A 17,923-nucleotide genomic window follows, 5' to 3' on the forward strand; every position below is an offset into this window, starting at 1 on the left:
CAATCTCCAGCCAACGAAATCGCGCGAGGCCGAAGGCTGGAGATTGCTTCGCTGCGCTCGCAATGACGATGCCCAATCTGACAAGCCGCGCCGCCGCTGGCAATGACGAAAACCGGCCCCTCTAGCGCTGCGCCCGACTTCACGATAGGTTGCCTGCTTCCACAACAGGGCCGCCTCGTCGGCCCCATCGGGGGCGCATGTCGGTCAATCTGGAACAATGGATCAGCGAGCATGGGATCGATGAGGTCGAATGCATCGTCCCCGACATCAACGGGGTTCAGCGCGGCAAGGTACTGCCCGCGAAGAAGTTCCTGGCGTCGGTCAAGGACAAGTCGCTGCGCATTCCCGGCAGCGTCTTCATCTGCACGATCGACGGCCATTATCCCGAGGATATCGACGACATCTGGGACAAGGATCCCGACAAGATATTGCTCGCCGACCCCGACACCATCTGCGTCGCGCCGGGGTTCAAGTCCCCCACCGCCTTCGTCATCGCCGACGCGCTCAACCGCGACGGCAGCGAGGTCGATATCGCGCCGCGGACGATCCTGAAAAAGGTGCTCGCGCTCTATGCCGACAGGGGCTGGCGTCCGATCATCGCGCCCGAGGTCGAATTCTACCTCGTCTCGCAGAACACCGATCCCGATTTCCCGCTGACCCCGCCGACCGGCGAATCCGGGCGCAGCGAGAGCGCGAGCCAGCCCTATGGGCTGGAAGCGATGAACGAATATGAGGATATCATCGATCATATCTATGACGATTGCGAGCTGATGGGGCTCGATATCGACACGATGATCCACGAAATGGGCGCGGCGCAGCTCGAGGTGAATTTCATCCACGGCGATCCGCTGCGGCTCGCCGACGAGGTGTTCCTGTTCAAGCGCGCGGTGCGGGGCGTCGCGAAGCAGCATGATGTCTATGCGACCTTCATGGCGAACCCGATGGCGGGCCAGCCGGGCAGCGCGATGCATATCCACCAGTCGGTCGTCGATGCCGATACGGGGCGTAATTTGTTCGCGACCGCCAACGGCCGCGATAGCGCGTTGTTCCGCAGCTATATCGCCGGTCTGATCCGCTTCATGCCGCAAATCTCGCCGATGTGGGCGCCCAATGTGAACAGTTTTCGCCGCATGCGCCCCGACAGCGCGGCGCCGATCAATGTGCAATGGGGCGAAGATAACCGCTCGTGCGGCTTTCGCGTGCCGATCGCCGACAAGAACAACCGCCGCGTCGAGAACCGCCTGCCCGGCGCCGACAGCAATCCCTATCTGGCGATCGCCGCGTCGCTCGTCTGCGGTTATATCGGCATGGTCGATCGCATGGTGCCGCCCAAGCCGATCAGCGGCAGCGCCTATAATCGCGCGCGCACCCTACCGCGTACGCTGGAGGCGGCGCTCGACCGCTTCGCGTCGTGCAAGAAGGTGCGAGGTCTGCTCGGCGACGATTTCTTCGAAATCTTCTTCGCGGTGAAGGATTATGAGCTGTTCAACTATCAATCGGTGGTGTCGAGCTGGGAGCGCGAGCATCTGCTGATGCGGGTTTGAACGCCGTCCGGCCATGACCGACCCGCTGAACCACAGTTACTATGCGGCGACTGCGGATGACTGGCGGCCGCGCGCCTTTGACGGCGATCTGGCGTGCGATGTCGCGGTGATCGGTGGCGGTTTTACCGGTCTTAGCGCCGCGCTCGCCTGCGCCGAGCGCGGCTTTTCGGTGCTGTTGTTCGAAGCCGAGCATATCGGCTTCGGTGCGTCGGGGCGCAATGGCGGGCAGTTGATCCCCGGCCTGCGCTGGTCGGCATCCGAATTGGAAGGCGCGTTCGGCCGCGAACGGGCCGATGCGCTATTCGAGCTTTGCTGGCGCGACAATCGCGTGAAGGCGCGGATCGCGAAGCACGCGATCGCCTGCGACCTGAAGGCGGGGCATCTGGAGGCCGCATGGACGCCAAGGGATTTCGGCGCGATGCAGCGCGAGGCGGAGTTTCTCGCGAAACGCTTCGGCTATGAAAGCGACATGATCGCCAAGGCCGACATGGGCGCACATATCGCGAGTCCGCTCTATCATGGCGGCATCCATGACGGCCAAGGCGGGCATTTCCACCCGCTGAACTATGCGATCGGACTGGCGAAAGCCGCCGAGGCAGCGGGGGTGCGGATCGCCGAGGGGTATCGCGCGGCGCTCGACACGGCAAAGGCGCGCTTCGTCATCGACGCGACCGATCACTGGATCGGCGACGTTGAGCCCGACCTCGGCCGCTATACCGTGCCGATCATGAATTATAATATCGCGACCGCGCCGCTCGCGAACGCCGACGACCTGCTCCCCAGCGATGCCGCGGTCGCCGACAGCCGGTTCGTGCTCAACTATTTCCGCCTGTCGGCCGACAAGCGCCTGATCTTCGGCGGCGGCGAGCGCTATTCGCAGACGCCGCCGCGCGACATCGCGGGGTTTGTGCGACCGTTCATGGCGCGGGTTTTCCCGCAGATTGCCGATGCGGCGATCGATTATGGCTGGGGCGGCGCGGTCGCGGTGACGCGCAGCCGGCTGCCGCATATCGGCCGGCGTGGGAATGCCTTTTTCGCGCACGGCTTTTCGGGGCATGGCGCGCTGGTGACGACGCTGGCGGGCGAATTGATCGCCGAAGCGATGGCGGGGACGGCCGAGCGGTTCGACGTGCTGGCGGGCCTGCCGTCGCGGCCGTTTCCCGGCGGCCAATGGCTCCGGCGCCCTCTCGCTACGCTCGGCCTGCTCTGGTATGCGCTTCGCGATCGGGTCGGCTGAAGGAGTGTTGCACATGGCGAAGTCATCGGCGCGGATCGGGGGCCGAGCGGAGGCCGAGGCCTTTTTCAAGGCCCATCCCGACGTCGATTCGATCGAGCTGATCTATACCGACATGGGCGGCGTGCCGCGCGGCAAGCGGCTGCGCCAGCACGAGGTGCTCGCGGTCTATGACAGCGGCCGGATGATGCCGGGGTCGATCACCGTCGTCGACATTACCGGCCAGGACACCATCGAAACCGGCCTGGTCTGGGAAGATGGCGACGCCGACCGCTCGATGAAGCCGGTTCCCGGCACCCTCGTCCGCACGCCGTGGGGCGGCGACCATGCGGCGCAATTCCTGACCAGCTTCTATGAACTCGACGGCACGCCGCACGACCTCGACCCGCGCCATGTGCTTGGCCGCGTGATCGACCGCTTTGCCGACGATGGCCTGACCCCCGTGCTGGCGATCGAGCTGGAATTTTACCTTGTCGACCCGCGCCGCGCCCGCGACGGCCGCATCCGCCCGGCGCGGCCCGGTTACAATCGCAGCGCCCCGCGCAATGTCGAGGTTTACGGGCTGCGCGAGCTCGACGATTTCCGGCCGTTCTTCGATGCGCTCTACGCCGCGACCGACATCCAGGACCTGCCGCTCGAAAGCGCGATTTCGGAGTTTGCGCCGGGGCAGTTCGAACTGACGCTGCGCCACAAGCCCGACGGCTTACGCGCCTGCGACGACGCGATCCTCTACAAGCGCCTCGTCAAGGCGATCGCGCAGGCGCACGGGCTGGAGGCGACGTTCATGGCAAAGCCCTTCGCCGATCAGGCGGGTAGCGGGATGCACATCCATGTTTCGGTCGACGACGCGGCGGGCGCCAATATCTTCGCAAGCGACGATCCCGAAGGCACGCCTGCGCTGCGCCATGCGATCGGCGGATTGATCGGCAGCATCGGCGAGGGCTTCGCGCTCTTCGCGCCGCACGCCAACAGCTATCGCCGGTTCAAGGCGAACAGCTATGCCCCGGTTGCGCCGACCTGGGGGGTCAACAACCGCACCGTATCCTTTCGCATCCCCGCGGGTCCGGCGCCGAGCCGCCATGTCGAGCATCGCGCCTGCGGCGCCGACGCCAACCCCTATCTCGCGGCCGCCGCCGTCCTCGCCGGCATGCATCATGGCATGGCGACCAAGGCCGATCCCGGCCCCGCCGTCGTCGGCAACGGCTATGACCGCGACAATCGCGGCAGCGGAGCTTTTAAGAAGTTTTGGCCGCCGTCGAACTGGTTCGCCGCGATCGACCGCTTCCACGCCTCGACGCTGATGCGGGCCTATCTGGGGACACGCTTCGTCGATATGTTCAGCATCGTGAAGCGCGTCGAGCAGGACCGTTATTTCAGTGTCGTCCCGACGCTCGATTATGACTGGTATCTGCGCAACGCATGATCATTTCAAAATTTCGCGCCATGCGGTGAAATAGCCTCTTTCCAACCTGCGATTATTGGGTCAGCTTGACGCCTTGGAACAGGGAGGCCGGCCATGGATCTGAAACAATTATTGGGGCAAAGCCGCGGTCGTCGCTCGATGCTTCAGGCGCTGGGGGTCGCGGCGGTCGGGATCAGCTTCGGCGGCCTCGCGGCGTGCGGCAAGGGCGAAGGCAAGAAGCTTGCGAACGGCGAGGAAGGCCGGCTCAACTTCTATAATTGGGACACCTATATCGGCGAGACGACGCTCGACGATTTCAAGGCCGCGACCGGGGTCGAGGTCACGATGGACCTGTTCGACAGCAACGATACGTTGTTCGCGAAATTCAAGGCGGGCAATCCCGGCTATGACGTGATCGTGCCGTCGAACGACTTCGTCGAACGCATGATCCGCGCCGACATGCTCCAGCCGCTCGACCATGCCCAGATTCCGAATATCAAGAATATCGACCCCGCGTTCATCAACGTCGATTATGACCCGGGCCGCAAATTCTCGATGCCCTATACCTGGCTCGTGCTCGGCATCGGCTATCGCAAGTCGAAGGTGAAGACGCGGCCCGACAGCTGGAAAGTGCTGTTCGACAGCGACGAATATAAGGACCGTATCGCGTGGCTGTCCGAAGCCGGCGACATGTACCGCCTCTATGGCAAATATCTGGGCAAATCTGTCAATGCGCTGACCCCCGCCGATATCGAAACCATCTCGGCGATGATGATCAAGCAAAAGCCCTATGTGAAGAAATTCCACGAGGACGATGGGCAGGATCTGCTGATGAAGGGCGATTGCGACATCGTCCTCGAATATAATGGCGACATCGCGCAGGTGATGACCGAGGATGACGATCTCGATTTCCTGGTGCCGAAGGAAGGCAGCCAGTTCAATTCGGACACGCTCGCCATCCCCAAGGGCGCGCCGCATCCGAAGAACGCCCACGCCTTCATCAACTATATTCTCGATGCCGAGGTCGACAAGAAGATCACCGAGACGATCCTCTTCCCGACTCCCAATGCCGCGGCAAAGGCGCTGATGCCCGACAGCTTCAGGAATAATCCCGTCATCTATCCGCCCGCCGACGTCCTCGCGCGGTGCGAATATGCGAAGTTCAACGAAAAGCTCCAGCCGCTTTATGAGGAAGCCTTCACCAAGGTGCGGGCGGCCTGATGTCGGGTATCGGAAAACCATGTGTATCCCCGCGCAGGCGGGGACCCATCTCCGGCCGGCTCGAAATGGCGATGCCGGAAGATGGACCCCCGCCTGCGCGGGGGAACATGGTTTTTCATAGCTAAGTCCTATTGGAGGCGCCGGGGGGATGGCCGAGCAGGACTGGAAAGCCAATAAGCGGGTCTTTGCGGCGGTGTCGCTGCCGACCCTGCTGTGGACGATCGCCTTTTTTGTCGTCCCGATGGCGATCGTCTGGTTCTACAGCTTTGGCGAGAACGCGGGGCTGAATGAAATTCATATCTCGGGCACGCTCGACAATTACAAGCGCGCGACCGAATATCTCTATCTCGGCATCTTCGGCAAGAGCTTCGCGGTCGCCGCGCTCGTCACGTTGACCTGCCTGATCGTCGGCTTTCCGGTCGCGATGGCGATCACCTTCGCGAGCGAGAAATGGCGGCCGTGGTTGCTGCTCGGCATCATGCTGCCCTTCTGGACCAATTTGCTCGTCCGCACCTATGCGCTGATGATCCTGCTCGGTCAGCAGGGCTATGCGAACAAGGGGCTCGGCATGCTGTGGGGCGGCGCGAGCTGGACGAAGACGCTGATCGGATTGCAGCCGTTGCCGACATGGGAGCCGGTGCAATTACTCTTCAACAATTTCGCGGTCGTCTTCGGGCTCGTCTATGTCCACCTGCCCTTCATGGTGCTGCCACTCTATGCCGCGCTCGACCGGCTCGACCGCAGTTTGATCGAGGCGAGCCTCGACCTCGGCGCGGGGCATTTCCGCACGATCCTGCGCATCGTCGTCCCGCTCGCCGCGCCGGGGATCGTCGCGGGGGTGATGATCACGCTGATCCCCGCGCTCGGCGCCTATCTGACCCCCGATCTGATGGGCGGGACCGACAGCCAGATGATCGCCAACGTCATCGAGCGCCAGTTCAAGAAGGCGAACGACTGGCCCTTCGGGTCGGCGCTGTCGTTCCTGCTCATCTATGCGATGTTCATCCTGATCGCGCTGCAATCGCTACGCCGCAAAGTGCCTGAGGCGGGCTGATGGCGTTTTTCTCCCGAACCCCGATCGCGCCGCTTGAATATAGCCGCACCCTGTGGATGCGCCTGTGGGTCGGTGCGGTGATGGCCTTCCTCTATGCGCCGCTGGTCGTGCTGATGATCTTCAGCTTCAACGACAGCAAGCGCAACGTCGTGTGGCGCGGCTTCACGCTCAAATATTACGACAAGGCGCTGCACGACGACGCGCTGATCGAGGCGCTGGTCAATTCGCTGACCATCGCCGCGCTCGCGACGATCGTCAGCCTGATCCTCGGCGCGGTCGCGGCGGTGATGCTGTGGCGCTTCCGCTTTCCCTTCAAGGGCGCGGTCGACGGGACGATCTCGCTGCCGATCATCGTTCCCGAAATCTGCATGGGCGTCGCCTTCCTGATGTTCTTCGCAAAGCTCCAGTGGTCGACCGACCTGATCTGGCCGCTCAACCTTAGCGCCATCACCATCGCGCATATCACCTTCTGCTTTCCCTTCGTCACCATGGTCGTGCGCTCGCGCCTCGCGAGCTTCAACCGCGAGCAGGAGGAAGCGGCGAAAGATCTCGGCGCCGGCGAATGGCAGATGTTCCGCGACGTGCTGATCCCGCACATGCGGCCCGCGCTCGTCGCGGGCGCGCTGCTTTCGTTCACGCTCAGCCTCGACGATTTCGTCATCACCTATTTCACCAGCGGCCCCGACACCGTCACCTTTCCGGTGAAGGTCTATTCGATGCTCCGCTTCTCGGTGACGCCGGAGGTCAACGCGGCCTCGACCATCCTGATCATCCTGACCGTCGCCCTGACCGCCATCGCGCTGAAGCTTCAGGGCTTGAAGGCGATTGCGGAGACGCATTGATGTACCTCCCCTTTCCCGTTCGCTCTCTTTCCCCGTTCGCATCGAGCGAAGTCGAGATGCCCGTCGGCCGCGCGCACCCTCGCGGTGTCTCGACTTCGCTCGACACGAACGGACCCAGGATTTTCTCATGACCGAAACCGCCCAGCCGATCATCCAGATCCGCAATATCACCAAATGCTTCGGCAAGGTGGCGGCGGTCGACAATGTCAGCCTCGATATCCAGGCCGGCGAATTCTTCGTGCTGCTTGGCCCGTCGGGCTGCGGCAAGACGACCTTGCTGCGCATGATCGCGGGGTTCGAGCTGCCGACCGCGGGCCGCATCCTGATCGACGGGCAGGATATGGCGGGCATCCCGCCGAACAAGCGGCCGGTGAACATGGTGTTCCAGAGCTATGCGGTGTTTCCGCACATGAGCGTCGCCGACAATGTCGCCTATGGCCTGAAGATCGCCGGGGTGAAGGGCGGCGAGGCCCGCGACCGGGTCGCGGAAGCGCTCGATCTCGTCAAGCTCGGCGGGTTCGAGGCCCGCATGCCCGACCAGATGTCGGGCGGCCAGCGCCAGCGCGTCGCGCTCGCGCGCAGCCTGGTGATGCGGCCGAAAGTGCTGCTGCTCGATGAGCCGCTGTCGGCGCTCGACGCCAAGCTGCGTGGGCAGATGCAGTTCGAGCTGTCGGAATTGCAGGAAAAGGTCGGCATCACCTTCGTCACCGTCACCCACGACCAGGACGAGGCGCTGTCGATGGCGTGCCGCATTGCGGTGATCAACAAGGGCGAGGTGTCGCAGCTTGCGACGCCGTCCGACCTCTACGAATATCCGGCCAACCGCTTCGTCGCCGACTTCGTCGGGTCGGTGAATATCTTCGAGGGCAAGCTGATCCTCGACGAGCCCGACAAGGCGGCGGTCGATTGTCCGGGGCTCGGCAAAATCTATCTCAACCACGGCGTCACCGGGTCGCACGGCGCCGACATCTGGGTCGCGCTGCGGCCCGAGAAAATCTATCTCCACGTCCCCGGCGCGGGCAAAGCCGTGAAGGCAGCGGCACAGGACGCGCCCGAAGGGTATAATTTCGCGCGCGGCAAGATTCGCGGCATGTCCTACCTTGGCGACATCACCCTGTTCGAGATCGAGCTCGAATCGGGTGCGAGGCTTCGCGTGTCACGCCCTAATCTGTCGCGCCACGACCAGGAGGATTTCACCTGGGACGACAAGGTCAGCATGCACTGGCGGGCGGATAGTCCGGTGGTGTTGCTGGGGTAATTCGCCCAATCGTCATTGCGAGCGGAGCGAAGCAATCTCCAGCTCTCGGTCTTGTGCAAGGCCGAAAGCTGGAGATTGCTTCGTCGCTACGCTCCTCGCAACGACGAAGTGATTTAATGCGCTGCCTTCTTACCCGGCACGACGTGCAGCAAGCCGACGATCGCGCCGCCGAGCAGCAGGCCGAAAATTCCATCGCCGGTCGCCTTGATCAGCCACGTCCACACCCCTTCGAGCGGCAGGCCGCCGGCGACCGCATGCGCGAGCGATTCCAGCGCCTCGGCAATGCCGCCGACGTGATATTCGTGGAGCCCGTGCAGCACGATCTGCCCGCCGACCCACAGCATCGCTGCGGTGCCGATCGTCGCCAGCGCGGCAAGCAGTTTCGGCATGAAAGCGACGAGCCCGCGCCCGGTCGCGCGCCGCGCCCTGTTGCCCTGCTTCGCCATATGCAGCCCGATGTCGTCCATCTTCACGATCATCCCGACGACGCCATAGACGGCGATCGTGATCAGCACCGCGACAAGCGCCAGCGTCGCCGCGCGCATCGCGAAATGTTGGTCGAGCACTTCGTTGAGCGCAATGACCATGATCTCGGCCGACAGGATGAAGTCGGTGCGCACCGCGCCCTTCACCATCGTCTCTTCATGGTTTTTGTCGGCGACGGTCTCGGCATCCTCGGCGAGGCTCGTCTTGTCCGCGCGCAGCGAATGGATGACCTTTTCGGCGCCCTCGAAGCACAGATAGGCGCCGCCGAGCATCAACAGCGGCGTGATCGCCCAGGGCAGGAAGGTCGACAGCAAGAGCAGCGCCGGCAGAATCAGCACCAGCTTGTTGAACAGCGACCCCTTGGTGATCCGCCAGATAATCGGCAATTCGCGGTCGGGGGTGAAGCCCGTGACGTAGCGCGGCGTGACCGCGGTATCGTCGACCACCACCCCCGCCGCCTTCACCCCGGCCTTCGACGCCGCGGCGCCGATATCATCGATGCTCGACGCGGCGACCTTGGCGATGGTGGCGACGTCGTCGAGCAGGGCAAATAGGCCGGATGGCATGGGGGTTTGGTCTTTCCTTTTAGAGTGCGCGAAGTGTCGGCTCGATCTCATCGAGCGATTTGCGGATGATGGCAACCATGTCGTCGATCTGTTCGGTCGAGATGACCAGCGGCGGACACATGACGAGGCTGTCGCGGATACCGCGCACCATCAGCCCGTTCGCAATGCAGGCGTCGCGCGCCATCGGCCCCGCGGTTCCCTCGGCGCCGCCGAAGCGCGCGCGCGTTTCCTTGTCGGCGACGATCTCGACCGCTCCGAGCAGGCCGATCGCGCGCGTTTCGCCGACGAGCGGGTGGTCGTTCAGCGTCGCGAGCGCCTTCGCCAGATGCGGACCGGTGACACTGCCGGTGCGCTCGATCAGGCCTTCGCGCTCGATGATCTCGATATTCCGGAGCGCGACCGCGGCGCAGACCGGATGGCCCGAATAGGTGAAGCCGTGGACAAAATCGCCGCCGGTTTTCAGCACCTCGACGACGTGCGCGGCGACCGCGGTCGCCGAGATCGGGAGGTAGCCCGACGACAGCCCCTTCGCCATCGGCATCAGGTCCGGGGTAAAGCCCATCGCCTCATGCCCCCACATCCTGCCGGTGCGCCCGAAGCCGCAGATCACTTCGTCGGACACGAGCAGCAGGCCATATTTGCGCACCACCGCCTCGACCTTCGGCCAGTAACCGTTAGGCGGAATGATCACGCCGCCGGCGCCCTGCACCGGCTCGCCGATGAAGGCGGCGCAATTTTCGGGGCCGACCTCGAGAATCTTGTCCTCGATCGCCTGGACACAGGCGTCACAGAACGCCTCCTCGCTCGTCCCCTGCCCTTCGCCATAATAGTACGGCTGCCGGACATGCTCGACGCCGGGGATCGGCAGGTCGCCCTGCGCGTGCATCGCCTTCATGCCGCCGAGCGACACACCTGCGACGGTCGAACCATGATAGGCGTTCCAGCGGCTGATGAAGATCGTGCGCTTGGGCTCGCCCTTCAGCTTCCAATAATGGCGGACCATGCGAAAGACGGTGTCGTTGGCTTCGCTGCCCGATGCGTTGAAGAAGATATGCGGCAGGCGGTTATTGGTGAGCGATGCGATCTTCGCCGCGAGCGTCACCGTCGGCGGCGTCGCGGTCTTGAAGAACGTATTGTAGAAGGGCAGCTCGCGCATCTGCGTCGCCGCCGCCTCGACCAGCTCCTCGCGGCCATAGCCGACGTTGACGCACCAGAGGCCCGCCATGCCGTCGAGGATGCGGTGGCCGTCGCCGTCGTGGATATAGCAGCCTTCGGCATGGGTGATGATGCGGCTGCCGCCAAGCGCTTCGATCTCGGCCCAGTCGGCCTGCGCGGGCAGATGGTGCGCGACGTCGAGGCGGCGCAGTTCGGCGATATCGTGATTGCGGGGCATATACAATGTTCCTGATCCAGAAGTCCGTTCGCATCACGCGAAGTCGAGATGCGCTACCACAATGGGTGTCTCTTCTTCGCTCGACACGAGCGGAGAAGAGAGCTTCTGCTTTCAATCAGGGCGAGAAACATATCCGCGCGAGATAGCGGTCGTAGCGGGTGACGCGGCGGTTCATAGCGCCCCTCTTAGCGCCCGGCCGAGCAGGCGGAAATAGGTCTGGCTCTGATCGCTGTCGTCGGTCGCCCATTCGGGATGCCATTGCACCGCGAGCAATGGCGCGCCGTTTGGGCGGGCGCTGTAGGCCTCGACCAGCCCGTCCGGCGCGCGCGCCTCGACCTGCAAACCGTCGGCGAGGGTGCCGATGCCCTGATAATGGACCGAGTTCACCTCGAGCGACGGCGTCTCATAAGCCCCAGCGAGCAAGCCGCCCTCGACCAGGTCGACCCGGTGATGATGGTCGAACAGCGCCTCGAACGGCACATCGTCGGGCGCGTGGTGGTGCAGCAATTGCTCGCTCGCCGACGTATCGCGTCGCAACGTCCCACCGAGCGCGACGTTGATTTCCTGAAAGCCGCGGCAGATGCCGAACAGCGGCCGCCGCGCCGCGATGACAGCTTCGACCAGGTCGATCATCATGCGGTCGCGGTCGGGGTCGAACGGCCCCTCGCCCGCCGCCGGATCGCCATAGCGTGCCGGTTCGACATTCGACGGCGTGCCGGTGAGCAGCACCCCGTCGAGGCGCCCCACGACCTCGCCTGCGCGCATGTCATCGGGAAGCGAGGGGATGATCAGCGCCGCGCAATCGGCGTGGCGCATCGCCGCGGTGGCATAGCGATTGATCACCACCTGCGCGATTTCGGTGCCGACCACGCGGTTGCAGGCGATGATACCGAGGACGGGGCGCGTGGACATGCCCCCTTGCTGCCGATTTTCGGCGCGCGGCGCCAGCGGAATTTCAGGCGTCCTGGCGTGCGAAGGCGGCCGCCGCGCCGAACAGTCCGGGCTGCGGATGGGTGATCAGCTTGACGGGCAGCGCAGCCATGAAATTCTCGAACCGCCCCTTGGCGACGAAACGTTCGGGAAAGCCCGAGCGGACGAGTTGGTCGCGGATGCGAAGGCCGAGCCCGCCCGCGATCACCACGCCGCTCGCCCCTTGCGCCAGCGCCAGATCGCCCGCGACGCTGCCGAGCGACAGGCAGAAGCGGTCGGCGGCGGCCGCCGCCAGCGCGTCCTCGCCGCTCATCGCCGCCGCCCAGATCGTCTTGTCGTCGAGCGAGGGGATCGCGCGCCCTTCCATGCTTGCCAGCGTTTCATAGATATCGATGATTCCCGGCCCCGACACGATGCGCTCGATCGAAACGCGCCGGTGGCGCTTCCTGAGCCGCGCGAGGATCGCATCCTCGATGCTGTCGAGCGGCGCAAAGTCGATGTGTCCGCCCTCGGTCGCCTGAACGCGATAGTCGGCGCCGTCGCGCCAGACATGCGCGACGCCAAGCCCGGTGCCGGGGCCGAGAACGCTGATCGTGCCCGTCCGCGGCAGCGGCTCGTCGGGGCCGGTCAATCGCTCGAAATAGAGTTCGTCCGCCTGCGCTACGGCGTGGCCCACCGCCTCGAAATCATTGACCAGCGCATAGCGATCGACATCCAATTTCTCGGCGATCAGCGCCGGGCGGATGATCCAGGGATTGTTGGTGAAGCGGATGATCTGACCCCGCGTCGGCCCGGCGATCGCGATCGCGACCGCGCGCGGCAGCGCCCCGCCCTGCCGACGTCCAAATTCCTGCCACGCGGTCTGAAAGCTGGCGTGATCCCTGGTATGAAGCGTCGTTTCCGGTCCGAGCGTGGCGACCCTGCCGCCCGCGACCTTCGCGATCGCAAACCGCGCGTGGGTGCCGCCGATATCGACCGTGACGATGGCGTCGCTCATGACTCTTCCTTGCCCTTATCGGGCAGGGCATGTCGCATGGAGCGGGCCGACGCAACAGGCAAAGCTATGCACCGCCGCCGGGCTTCAGGGCTTGGCGGCGAGACCTCGATGAAGGGGGATGGATCGAGGCTCGCCGCCCGAGCCGGCCATGATGTCGCCTGCGGATATTCGCCCGCTCCCTGGGACGGCCGGCTCTTGTCTTGTCGTGCCTATTTGCTCTGTTGGCGCAGATAGGCGATCACGTCGGCGCGGCGGACGGGATCGGCCAAGCGAAAGCCCATCCGCGTCCCCGGCACCATTTTCTGCGGATTCTGGAGGAAGCGATCGAGCGTCGCCCCGTTCCAGACGATGCGCGCGCCGCGCATCGCGGGCGAATAGGCATAGCCGCGCGCGGTTCCCGCCTTGCGCCCATAGACGCCGCGATGCGCCGGGCCGACGCGGTTGGCGTCAAGCGAATGGCAGCTTCCGCAACTGGCGGCGTAAACCTTCGCCCCGCGCGCTGGATCGCCGGCCGGCGCCAAAGCGGCCGCCGCACTCGCCAGTCCTGCGACCGCCACCCAGGCGGCCACGGCCATTTCCAGTCTCCACCGCATGGCTCAACCAAACATGAAGGCGGGCTTGGGCAGCGCATCGCCGAGCGCCGAGGTCAGGAGCGACCAGTGCGCGGCCTCGTCGGCGGCGATCCTGGCGCAGGTCTGCGCCAGTTCCCGGCCGCCCAGAGACGGCATGACGCCGAGATAGGCATTGGCCGCGCCGAGTTCGTGCGCCTGTGCAAGGCGCAATATGTCGGCCTGGGTCTTGATCGCCGCGATGTTGAGGCTGGTCATATAATCGGCGCGCGATTTGGGCGCGACGGCCTTGCCGCCAAGCTGGCCGATCGCCCCGGCCAGCGCATCGCGATGCCCCTTGTGCTGCCCCTGAAAGAGCAATGCGAGGTCGAGCACGGGCTTTTGCAGCAGGCCGCTTTCGGCGCCGATCTGATAGGCTTCGATCGCTTCATGTTCGAGGCCGAGCGCGACGTTCAATATATCGACATCGCCCGCGCGGGCCGCACCCCCCGCCTGACGCGCGAGCGCCGGCACATCGCCCAAAATGCCGATGGCGGCGGCGGAAAGCGTGGCCGCGCCGGTCAAGCGCAACAATCCGCGCCGCGAGCTTTGTTGGTGGATCATCGAAACGACTCCTTCGCTGTCGGCGCAGCGGGAATTCGCCGCGCTTGCCGTCATTCGATGCGGCTGCGGGCGCAGCGTTCCCAAAAAGATATCGGGCCCAAAAAAGCGGGGGAACATTCGCGGCACCGCGCCATCCAATGCCCACCCCCAAATGCCCACCCGAGGCCAAGGATGACGCCATGGATTTATTACAGACCCCTACGCCCCCCGACGCCGACAACACCGACGACACCGCCCCGATCGACACCGCCGCGCCGCGCCCCGGCCGCGCCGCGGTGGAGGCGGCGGTCCGCACCCTGATCGCCGCGGCGGGCGACGATCCCGCGCGCGAAGGGTTGCGCGACACCCCCGCGCGCGTCGCGCGGGCCTATGGCGAATGGTTTTCAGGCTATGCGATCGATCCCAAAGCCTATCTCAACCGGGTTTTCGATGAAGCGGAAGGGTATGAGGACACCGTCCTCCTTCGCGACATTCCGCTCGTTTCGACCTGCGAGCATCATATGGCGCCGATCACCGGGCGCGTGCATGTTGCCTATCGCCCGCGCGGCCGGGTGGTCGGCATATCGAAACTGTCGCGGCTGGTGGATGCCTTCGGCCGCCGCCTGCAATTGCAGGAGCGCTTGACCCAGCAGATCGCCACCACATTGTTTTCCGTCCTGAAACCCAGCGGCGTCGCGGTGATCGTCGAGGCACGCCACGGCTGCATGACGACGCGCGGGGTCAATCAGCCCCACGTCGCGATGGTGACCAAGGCCTGGCTCGGCGATTTTCGCGAGGATGCCGAATTGCGCCGCGATCTGCTCGCCGCGATCCCCTTCGGGCTCGATCGCTAAGCCACGTCGGGGTCGGGCCAGCCGCGCTCCGCGCGCAGCCGCCGCATCACCGTCTCGACCAGCCGGTCGCAGCGCGGGCCGAGGAAGGGAAAGCTGCCGCGCAGCGCATCGGCAAGCGTCGCGTCGAGCGCCGCGCGAAGCTGGCGGCGCGCCCGGTGCAGCCGCGTGCGGACGGTCTCGGCCCGGATGTCGAGCAGCCCCGCAACCTCGTCGACCGAGCGATCCTCGATGTCGCGCAGGATGAAGACGAGGCGAAAGGGTTCGCGCAGTTCGTCGACCGCGCGCTCGAGCAGCCGCCGCACCTCGGCGCGCGCGGCATCGACCTCGGGATCGTCGACGACCTTGCCGCCCGGAAAGCCGAGGATGAGCGCGCCGGCTTCCTGCGTCCGCTCGACCTGATCGAGATCGACCTGCGGTCGGCGGCGGCGCAGGCGGCCACGGCTTTCGTTGATGACGATGCGGGTCAGCCAGGTTCCCAGCCCGGCCTCGCCGCGAAAGCCGCCGATCGCCGCAAAGGCGCGGGCATAGCTTTCCTGCACGACGTCCTCGGCCTCGGCGTCGTCGGCCATGATCGCCCGCGCGACCCGGAACAGCGGTTGATTATAGCGCCGCATCACCGCGCAAAAAGCCAGCGGCTCGCCGCGCCGGACCTGTTCGACGAGGCCGGCGTCGGCCATGCCCTCGAAATCCCTTGCTGCCATCATCGGTGAATCGGGCATCGATACCTCCTGCCAAAAGGCGGTTGGCCGCCAAAGGCGATTGGATGCGGGGCGCGACGAAATGTTCCCGCCATTCGCGGGTCGCCGTCCCGTTCTGGCGGGAAATTCAGCCGATGGAAAGGAAATGGTGCACCCGGAGCGATTCGAACGCCCGACCCCCAGATTCGTAGTCTGATAAGAGGCACGCAAAACAGCCGATTATTGCATCCGTGTTACATCTGTGTTCCACATATGATACCGATACTCAGGCCAGCAACGCCGCTTGAGCCTCTGCCGCGAGGCGTGCATCCTCGTCCTTGTCGACGATCAAATGGCCATACAGGTCCAGCGTCGTCGCTACGCTCGAATGCCCCAGCCAGGTCGTCAGGCGCTTCAGGTCTATCTTCTGCGCGATCCACGCGCTGGCAGCGGCGTGACGCAGGGCATGGAAGCCATAGCGCGGTTCGCTGGTCGCATTGCCCTTCGCATCCGGCACCGGCTTGCCGCCCTTGACGATGGGATCGCACACGCCGGCCTTGATTTGCAGCGGATAGAATTTGCGCCGCAGCAAGTTGCCATAGTCCTGCACCTGTCCGCCGCTGGCCGGGAACACGAGGCCCAGCGGTCCATTCGGGCATTGCAGCTTCCACTTCCGCAACTCACCGATCACGGCAGCGCCGATCGGGATCGTGCGATAGCCTGCTTTCGACTTCGGTGGGCCAATCTGGCAATGCTTGTCAGCCCGCTGCTTGACCTTGATCGCCTTCCCTTTGAAATCGATATCCTCCCAGCGGAGGCCGCGAAGCTCAGAGACGCGCAGGCCGGTCAAAATGGCGGTCAACATGAAGGGCTTCATGTCGTCTTCCGCAGCCGCTAGCATGGCCCGCAGATCTTCCTTGGGCGGGATGATGACCTCGCCCTCTTCCCGCTTCGACTTCTCGACCTTCACGTCGCGAGCGACATTCTGCGCGACGAGCCCGCGACGGCCAGCATCGGACAGGATGCGAGAGAGGGCGCGCACGGCCTTGTGCGTCAGGTCTTCCGAGCGCGTTTCCAGCATCGTCTCGACGAATGCGACGACTTTCGGCTGGGTCAGCTTGGATAGCTTTTCAGCACCGATCAGCGGCACGATGTGTAAATCCGTCAATTGGCGGTATTGCGCGATTGTCCCCCGCTCGCGCCCTTTATTCTCGCGCCCCTTGATCCATATCTCCGCGGCCTGAGCGACGGTGACGGATTGGCTATCGGCGGTATGCGTGCCCTGAGACACCTGCCACGCCGCGCTGGTCAACCAGCTGTCCGCATCTTTGCGGCGGGGGAATTGCTTGAACCTGCGCGCACCGGCGCCATCGCGATAATCGACGATCCACGCGGTCTTTTCGGTGCCGTCGGGGGCGGTCCAGGTGCGCTTGCGGATGCTAGCCATTGACCTTCGGAACCTTGAGCAAAGCGGCGCCCGCTGCGGCTACCCGATCGATCCCGTTTGGACGGAGCGCAATAGATTGATTGTGAGCGTCGGTATCAAAATGCTCTTGCGATGGTTGGGACTGAAAATCGATCTCGCGGCATAGCCGCTCCCAATCGGCGAACTCATCCGCGAACACTTCAGGTCCCTTTTTAAGCACTTCAAGGCCAGCCCATATCCAAACCAACAGCGAGTCAATCTCGACAATGATCGAGACTGCCATTCTGTTTTTCACGAGAAATGACGAATATGCCTGTTGCTGTCTTTCCTCTTCGGTCCAATCGTCGTCCGGTTCGTCCCACGCCATCAACATCTCCGTATCGGTGAAGACATCAACGAAGGCGTGCATGTGATCGGACCCACCCGGAGTGGTCAGTTCCGAAAGGGCATCTAGCTGGATGGTGAAATAGTGAAGGTGGTCCTCGCCATTCGACATACAGATTAGGGCTTCAACAAAGCCCCCCATGAAGCGCGTCCAGGCCTCTTTGATCACCGATTGCGCGCGCTCGGGCGTCAACCCGATTCGTAACAATTTCACTAGCAGAACGAGCTGCAATATCTGTCGCGCACCGTATTGAGCCTTCACGCCCCGACCAACCTTCGTGCCTTCGGGGAAGCCCATTTTCTGCCATTGCTTGAGGCGAGACCTGAAGGTTTCACCCTTCTCCGGTTGAATACCGGCCACCAAGCTGACGAGGAACTGGGCTTCTGCAAACGTCAGCGACAAAAATCTGCTCCTCTTGAATCTTGAAGGGACAAGTATCCCTCTTGACGACTAATCGCAACTGACTAAGAAGGGATAGGGATACATATCCCTCATAGACACTG

At 64.1% G+C, this 17,923-nt stretch carries 17 protein-coding genes and 1 tRNA gene; 8 read left to right on the plus strand and 10 right to left on the minus strand.

Going from position 1 to position 17,923, the window contains the following annotated elements:
* Positions 1-197: 197 nt before the first annotated feature.
* The 7 genes from CVO77_RS03485 (at position 198) to CVO77_RS03520 (ending at position 8,555) form a co-directional block, all read left to right on the plus strand.
* The gene (locus CVO77_RS03485; RefSeq protein WP_105997909.1) at positions 198-1,544 is read left to right on the plus strand and encodes a glutamine synthetase family protein; all 1,347 of its coding nucleotides are present in this window, start codon (positions 198-200) and stop codon (positions 1,542-1,544) included.
* A 13-nt stretch (positions 1,545-1,557) separates the two neighbouring features.
* A complete protein-coding gene (locus tag CVO77_RS03490) occupies positions 1,558-2,781 on the plus strand; it encodes an NAD(P)/FAD-dependent oxidoreductase (protein WP_105997910.1) in 1,224 nt (407 codons plus the stop codon).
* 13 nt (positions 2,782-2,794) lie between these two features.
* Positions 2,795-4,201, plus strand: a complete 1,407-nt coding sequence (locus CVO77_RS03495; protein WP_105997911.1) for a glutamine synthetase family protein — start codon at positions 2,795-2,797, stop codon at positions 4,199-4,201.
* Positions 4,202-4,294: 93 nt separating this feature from the next.
* The gene (locus tag CVO77_RS03500; protein ID WP_105997912.1) at positions 4,295-5,401 is read left to right on the plus strand and encodes an ABC transporter substrate-binding protein; all 1,107 of its coding nucleotides are present in this window, start codon (positions 4,295-4,297) and stop codon (positions 5,399-5,401) included.
* A gap of 148 nt (positions 5,402-5,549) precedes the next feature.
* Complete coding sequence (locus tag CVO77_RS03505) at positions 5,550-6,455, plus strand: ABC transporter permease (RefSeq protein WP_105997913.1); 906 nt, start codon at positions 5,550-5,552, stop codon at positions 6,453-6,455.
* Entirely contained in the window at positions 6,455-7,297 is an 843-nt protein-coding gene (locus CVO77_RS03510; protein WP_105997914.1) for an ABC transporter permease, read from the plus strand. Before CVO77_RS03505 ends, CVO77_RS03510 begins: the two co-directional genes overlap by 1 nt.
* Before the next feature lie 127 nt (positions 7,298-7,424).
* Positions 7,425-8,555 carry an ABC transporter ATP-binding protein gene (locus tag CVO77_RS03520; protein WP_105997915.1) on the plus strand — a complete coding sequence of 377 codons (1,131 nt, stop codon included), beginning with the start codon at positions 7,425-7,427 and terminating at the stop codon, positions 8,553-8,555.
* Between the two features lie 113 nt (positions 8,556-8,668).
* On the opposite strand, the gene CVO77_RS03525 is transcribed toward CVO77_RS03520, so the two are convergent.
* The 6 genes from CVO77_RS03525 to CVO77_RS03550 all read right to left on the minus strand — a co-directional run bounded on the left by CVO77_RS03525 (position 8,669) and on the right by CVO77_RS03550 (position 14,099).
* Positions 8,669-9,607: a DUF808 domain-containing protein gene (locus CVO77_RS03525; RefSeq protein ID WP_105997916.1), complete on the minus strand. Its 939-nt coding sequence runs from the start codon at positions 9,605-9,607 to the stop codon at positions 8,669-8,671.
* Between the two features lie 19 nt (positions 9,608-9,626).
* Positions 9,627-11,000, minus strand: a complete 1,374-nt coding sequence (locus tag CVO77_RS03530; RefSeq protein ID WP_197709663.1) for an aspartate aminotransferase family protein — start codon at positions 10,998-11,000, stop codon at positions 9,627-9,629.
* 171 nt (positions 11,001-11,171) lie between these two features.
* A complete protein-coding gene (locus CVO77_RS03535; protein ID WP_105997918.1) occupies positions 11,172-11,912 on the minus strand; it encodes a gamma-glutamyl-gamma-aminobutyrate hydrolase family protein in 741 nt (246 codons plus the stop codon).
* Between the two features lie 43 nt (positions 11,913-11,955).
* On the minus strand, positions 11,956-12,927 hold the full coding sequence (locus CVO77_RS03540) for a glucokinase (RefSeq protein WP_105997919.1): 972 nt from the start codon (positions 12,925-12,927) through the stop codon (positions 11,956-11,958).
* Positions 12,928-13,136: 209 nt separating this feature from the next.
* A complete protein-coding gene (locus tag CVO77_RS03545) occupies positions 13,137-13,502 on the minus strand; it encodes a c-type cytochrome (protein ID WP_105997920.1) in 366 nt (121 codons plus the stop codon).
* Between the two features lie 21 nt (positions 13,503-13,523).
* Entirely contained in the window at positions 13,524-14,099 is a 576-nt protein-coding gene (locus CVO77_RS03550) for a ferritin-like domain-containing protein (RefSeq protein ID WP_106000612.1), read from the minus strand.
* Between the two features lie 179 nt (positions 14,100-14,278).
* On the opposite strand from CVO77_RS03550, the gene folE reads away from it, so the two are divergent.
* Positions 14,279-14,932, plus strand: a complete 654-nt coding sequence (gene folE / locus CVO77_RS03555; protein WP_105997921.1) for a GTP cyclohydrolase I FolE — start codon at positions 14,279-14,281, stop codon at positions 14,930-14,932.
* Here folE and CVO77_RS03560 read toward each other — a convergent pair.
* From CVO77_RS03560 to CVO77_RS03570, 4 genes are all read right to left on the minus strand, one after another.
* Complete coding sequence (locus CVO77_RS03560; protein ID WP_105997922.1) at positions 14,929-15,651, minus strand: RNA polymerase sigma factor; 723 nt, start codon at positions 15,649-15,651, stop codon at positions 14,929-14,931. The two genes, folE and CVO77_RS03560, sit on opposite strands and share 4 nt — an antisense overlap.
* 125 nt (positions 15,652-15,776) lie before the next feature.
* Positions 15,777-15,856 (minus strand) — tRNA-Ser (locus CVO77_RS21205).
* Between the two features lie 39 nt (positions 15,857-15,895).
* Positions 15,896-17,056 (minus strand): tyrosine-type recombinase/integrase, encoded by a 1,161-nt coding sequence (locus CVO77_RS03565; protein ID WP_105997923.1) that lies wholly within the window; start codon positions 17,054-17,056, stop codon positions 15,896-15,898.
* A complete protein-coding gene (locus CVO77_RS03570) occupies positions 17,049-17,822 on the minus strand; it encodes a hypothetical protein (protein WP_105997924.1) in 774 nt (257 codons plus the stop codon). Before CVO77_RS03570 ends, CVO77_RS03565 begins: the two co-directional genes overlap by 8 nt.
* Positions 17,823-17,923 lie beyond the last annotated feature (101 nt).

The organism is Sphingopyxis lindanitolerans, assembly GCF_002993885.1.
In the GTDB taxonomy this organism is placed as follows: domain Bacteria; phylum Pseudomonadota; class Alphaproteobacteria; order Sphingomonadales; family Sphingomonadaceae; genus Sphingopyxis; species Sphingopyxis lindanitolerans.

Excerpts from the sequence above, each read along its gene's own strand:
- CVO77_RS03485 (WP_105997909.1), top strand. The coding sequence starts at position 198 with ATGTCGGTCAATCTGGAACAATGGATCAGCGAGCATGGGATCGATGAG.
- CVO77_RS03490 (WP_105997910.1), top strand. The coding sequence starts at position 1,558 with ATGACCGACCCGCTGAACCACAGTTACTATGCGGCGACTGCGGATGAC.
- CVO77_RS03495 (WP_105997911.1), top strand. The coding sequence starts at position 2,795 with ATGGCGAAGTCATCGGCGCGGATCGGGGGCCGAGCGGAGGCCGAGGCC.
- CVO77_RS03500 (WP_105997912.1), top strand. The coding sequence starts at position 4,295 with ATGGATCTGAAACAATTATTGGGGCAAAGCCGCGGTCGTCGCTCGATG.
- CVO77_RS03505 (WP_105997913.1), top strand. The coding sequence starts at position 5,550 with ATGGCCGAGCAGGACTGGAAAGCCAATAAGCGGGTCTTTGCGGCGGTG.
- CVO77_RS03510 (WP_105997914.1), top strand. The coding sequence starts at position 6,455 with ATGGCGTTTTTCTCCCGAACCCCGATCGCGCCGCTTGAATATAGCCGC.
- CVO77_RS03520 (WP_105997915.1), top strand. The coding sequence starts at position 7,425 with ATGACCGAAACCGCCCAGCCGATCATCCAGATCCGCAATATCACCAAA.
- CVO77_RS03525 (WP_105997916.1), bottom strand. The coding sequence starts at position 9,607 with ATGCCATCCGGCCTATTTGCCCTGCTCGACGACGTCGCCACCATCGCC.
- CVO77_RS03530 (WP_197709663.1), bottom strand. The coding sequence starts at position 11,000 with ATGCCCCGCAATCACGATATCGCCGAACTGCGCCGCCTCGACGTCGCG.
- CVO77_RS03535 (WP_105997918.1), bottom strand. The coding sequence starts at position 11,912 with ATGTCCACGCGCCCCGTCCTCGGTATCATCGCCTGCAACCGCGTGGTC.
- CVO77_RS03540 (WP_105997919.1), bottom strand. The coding sequence starts at position 12,927 with ATGAGCGACGCCATCGTCACGGTCGATATCGGCGGCACCCACGCGCGG.
- CVO77_RS03545 (WP_105997920.1), bottom strand. The coding sequence starts at position 13,502 with ATGGCCGTGGCCGCCTGGGTGGCGGTCGCAGGACTGGCGAGTGCGGCG.
- CVO77_RS03550 (WP_106000612.1), bottom strand. The coding sequence starts at position 14,099 with ATGATCCACCAACAAAGCTCGCGGCGCGGATTGTTGCGCTTGACCGGC.
- folE (WP_105997921.1), top strand. The coding sequence starts at position 14,279 with ATGGATTTATTACAGACCCCTACGCCCCCCGACGCCGACAACACCGAC.
- CVO77_RS03560 (WP_105997922.1), bottom strand. The coding sequence starts at position 15,651 with ATGCCCGATTCACCGATGATGGCAGCAAGGGATTTCGAGGGCATGGCC.
- CVO77_RS03565 (WP_105997923.1), bottom strand. The coding sequence starts at position 17,056 with ATGGCTAGCATCCGCAAGCGCACCTGGACCGCCCCCGACGGCACCGAA.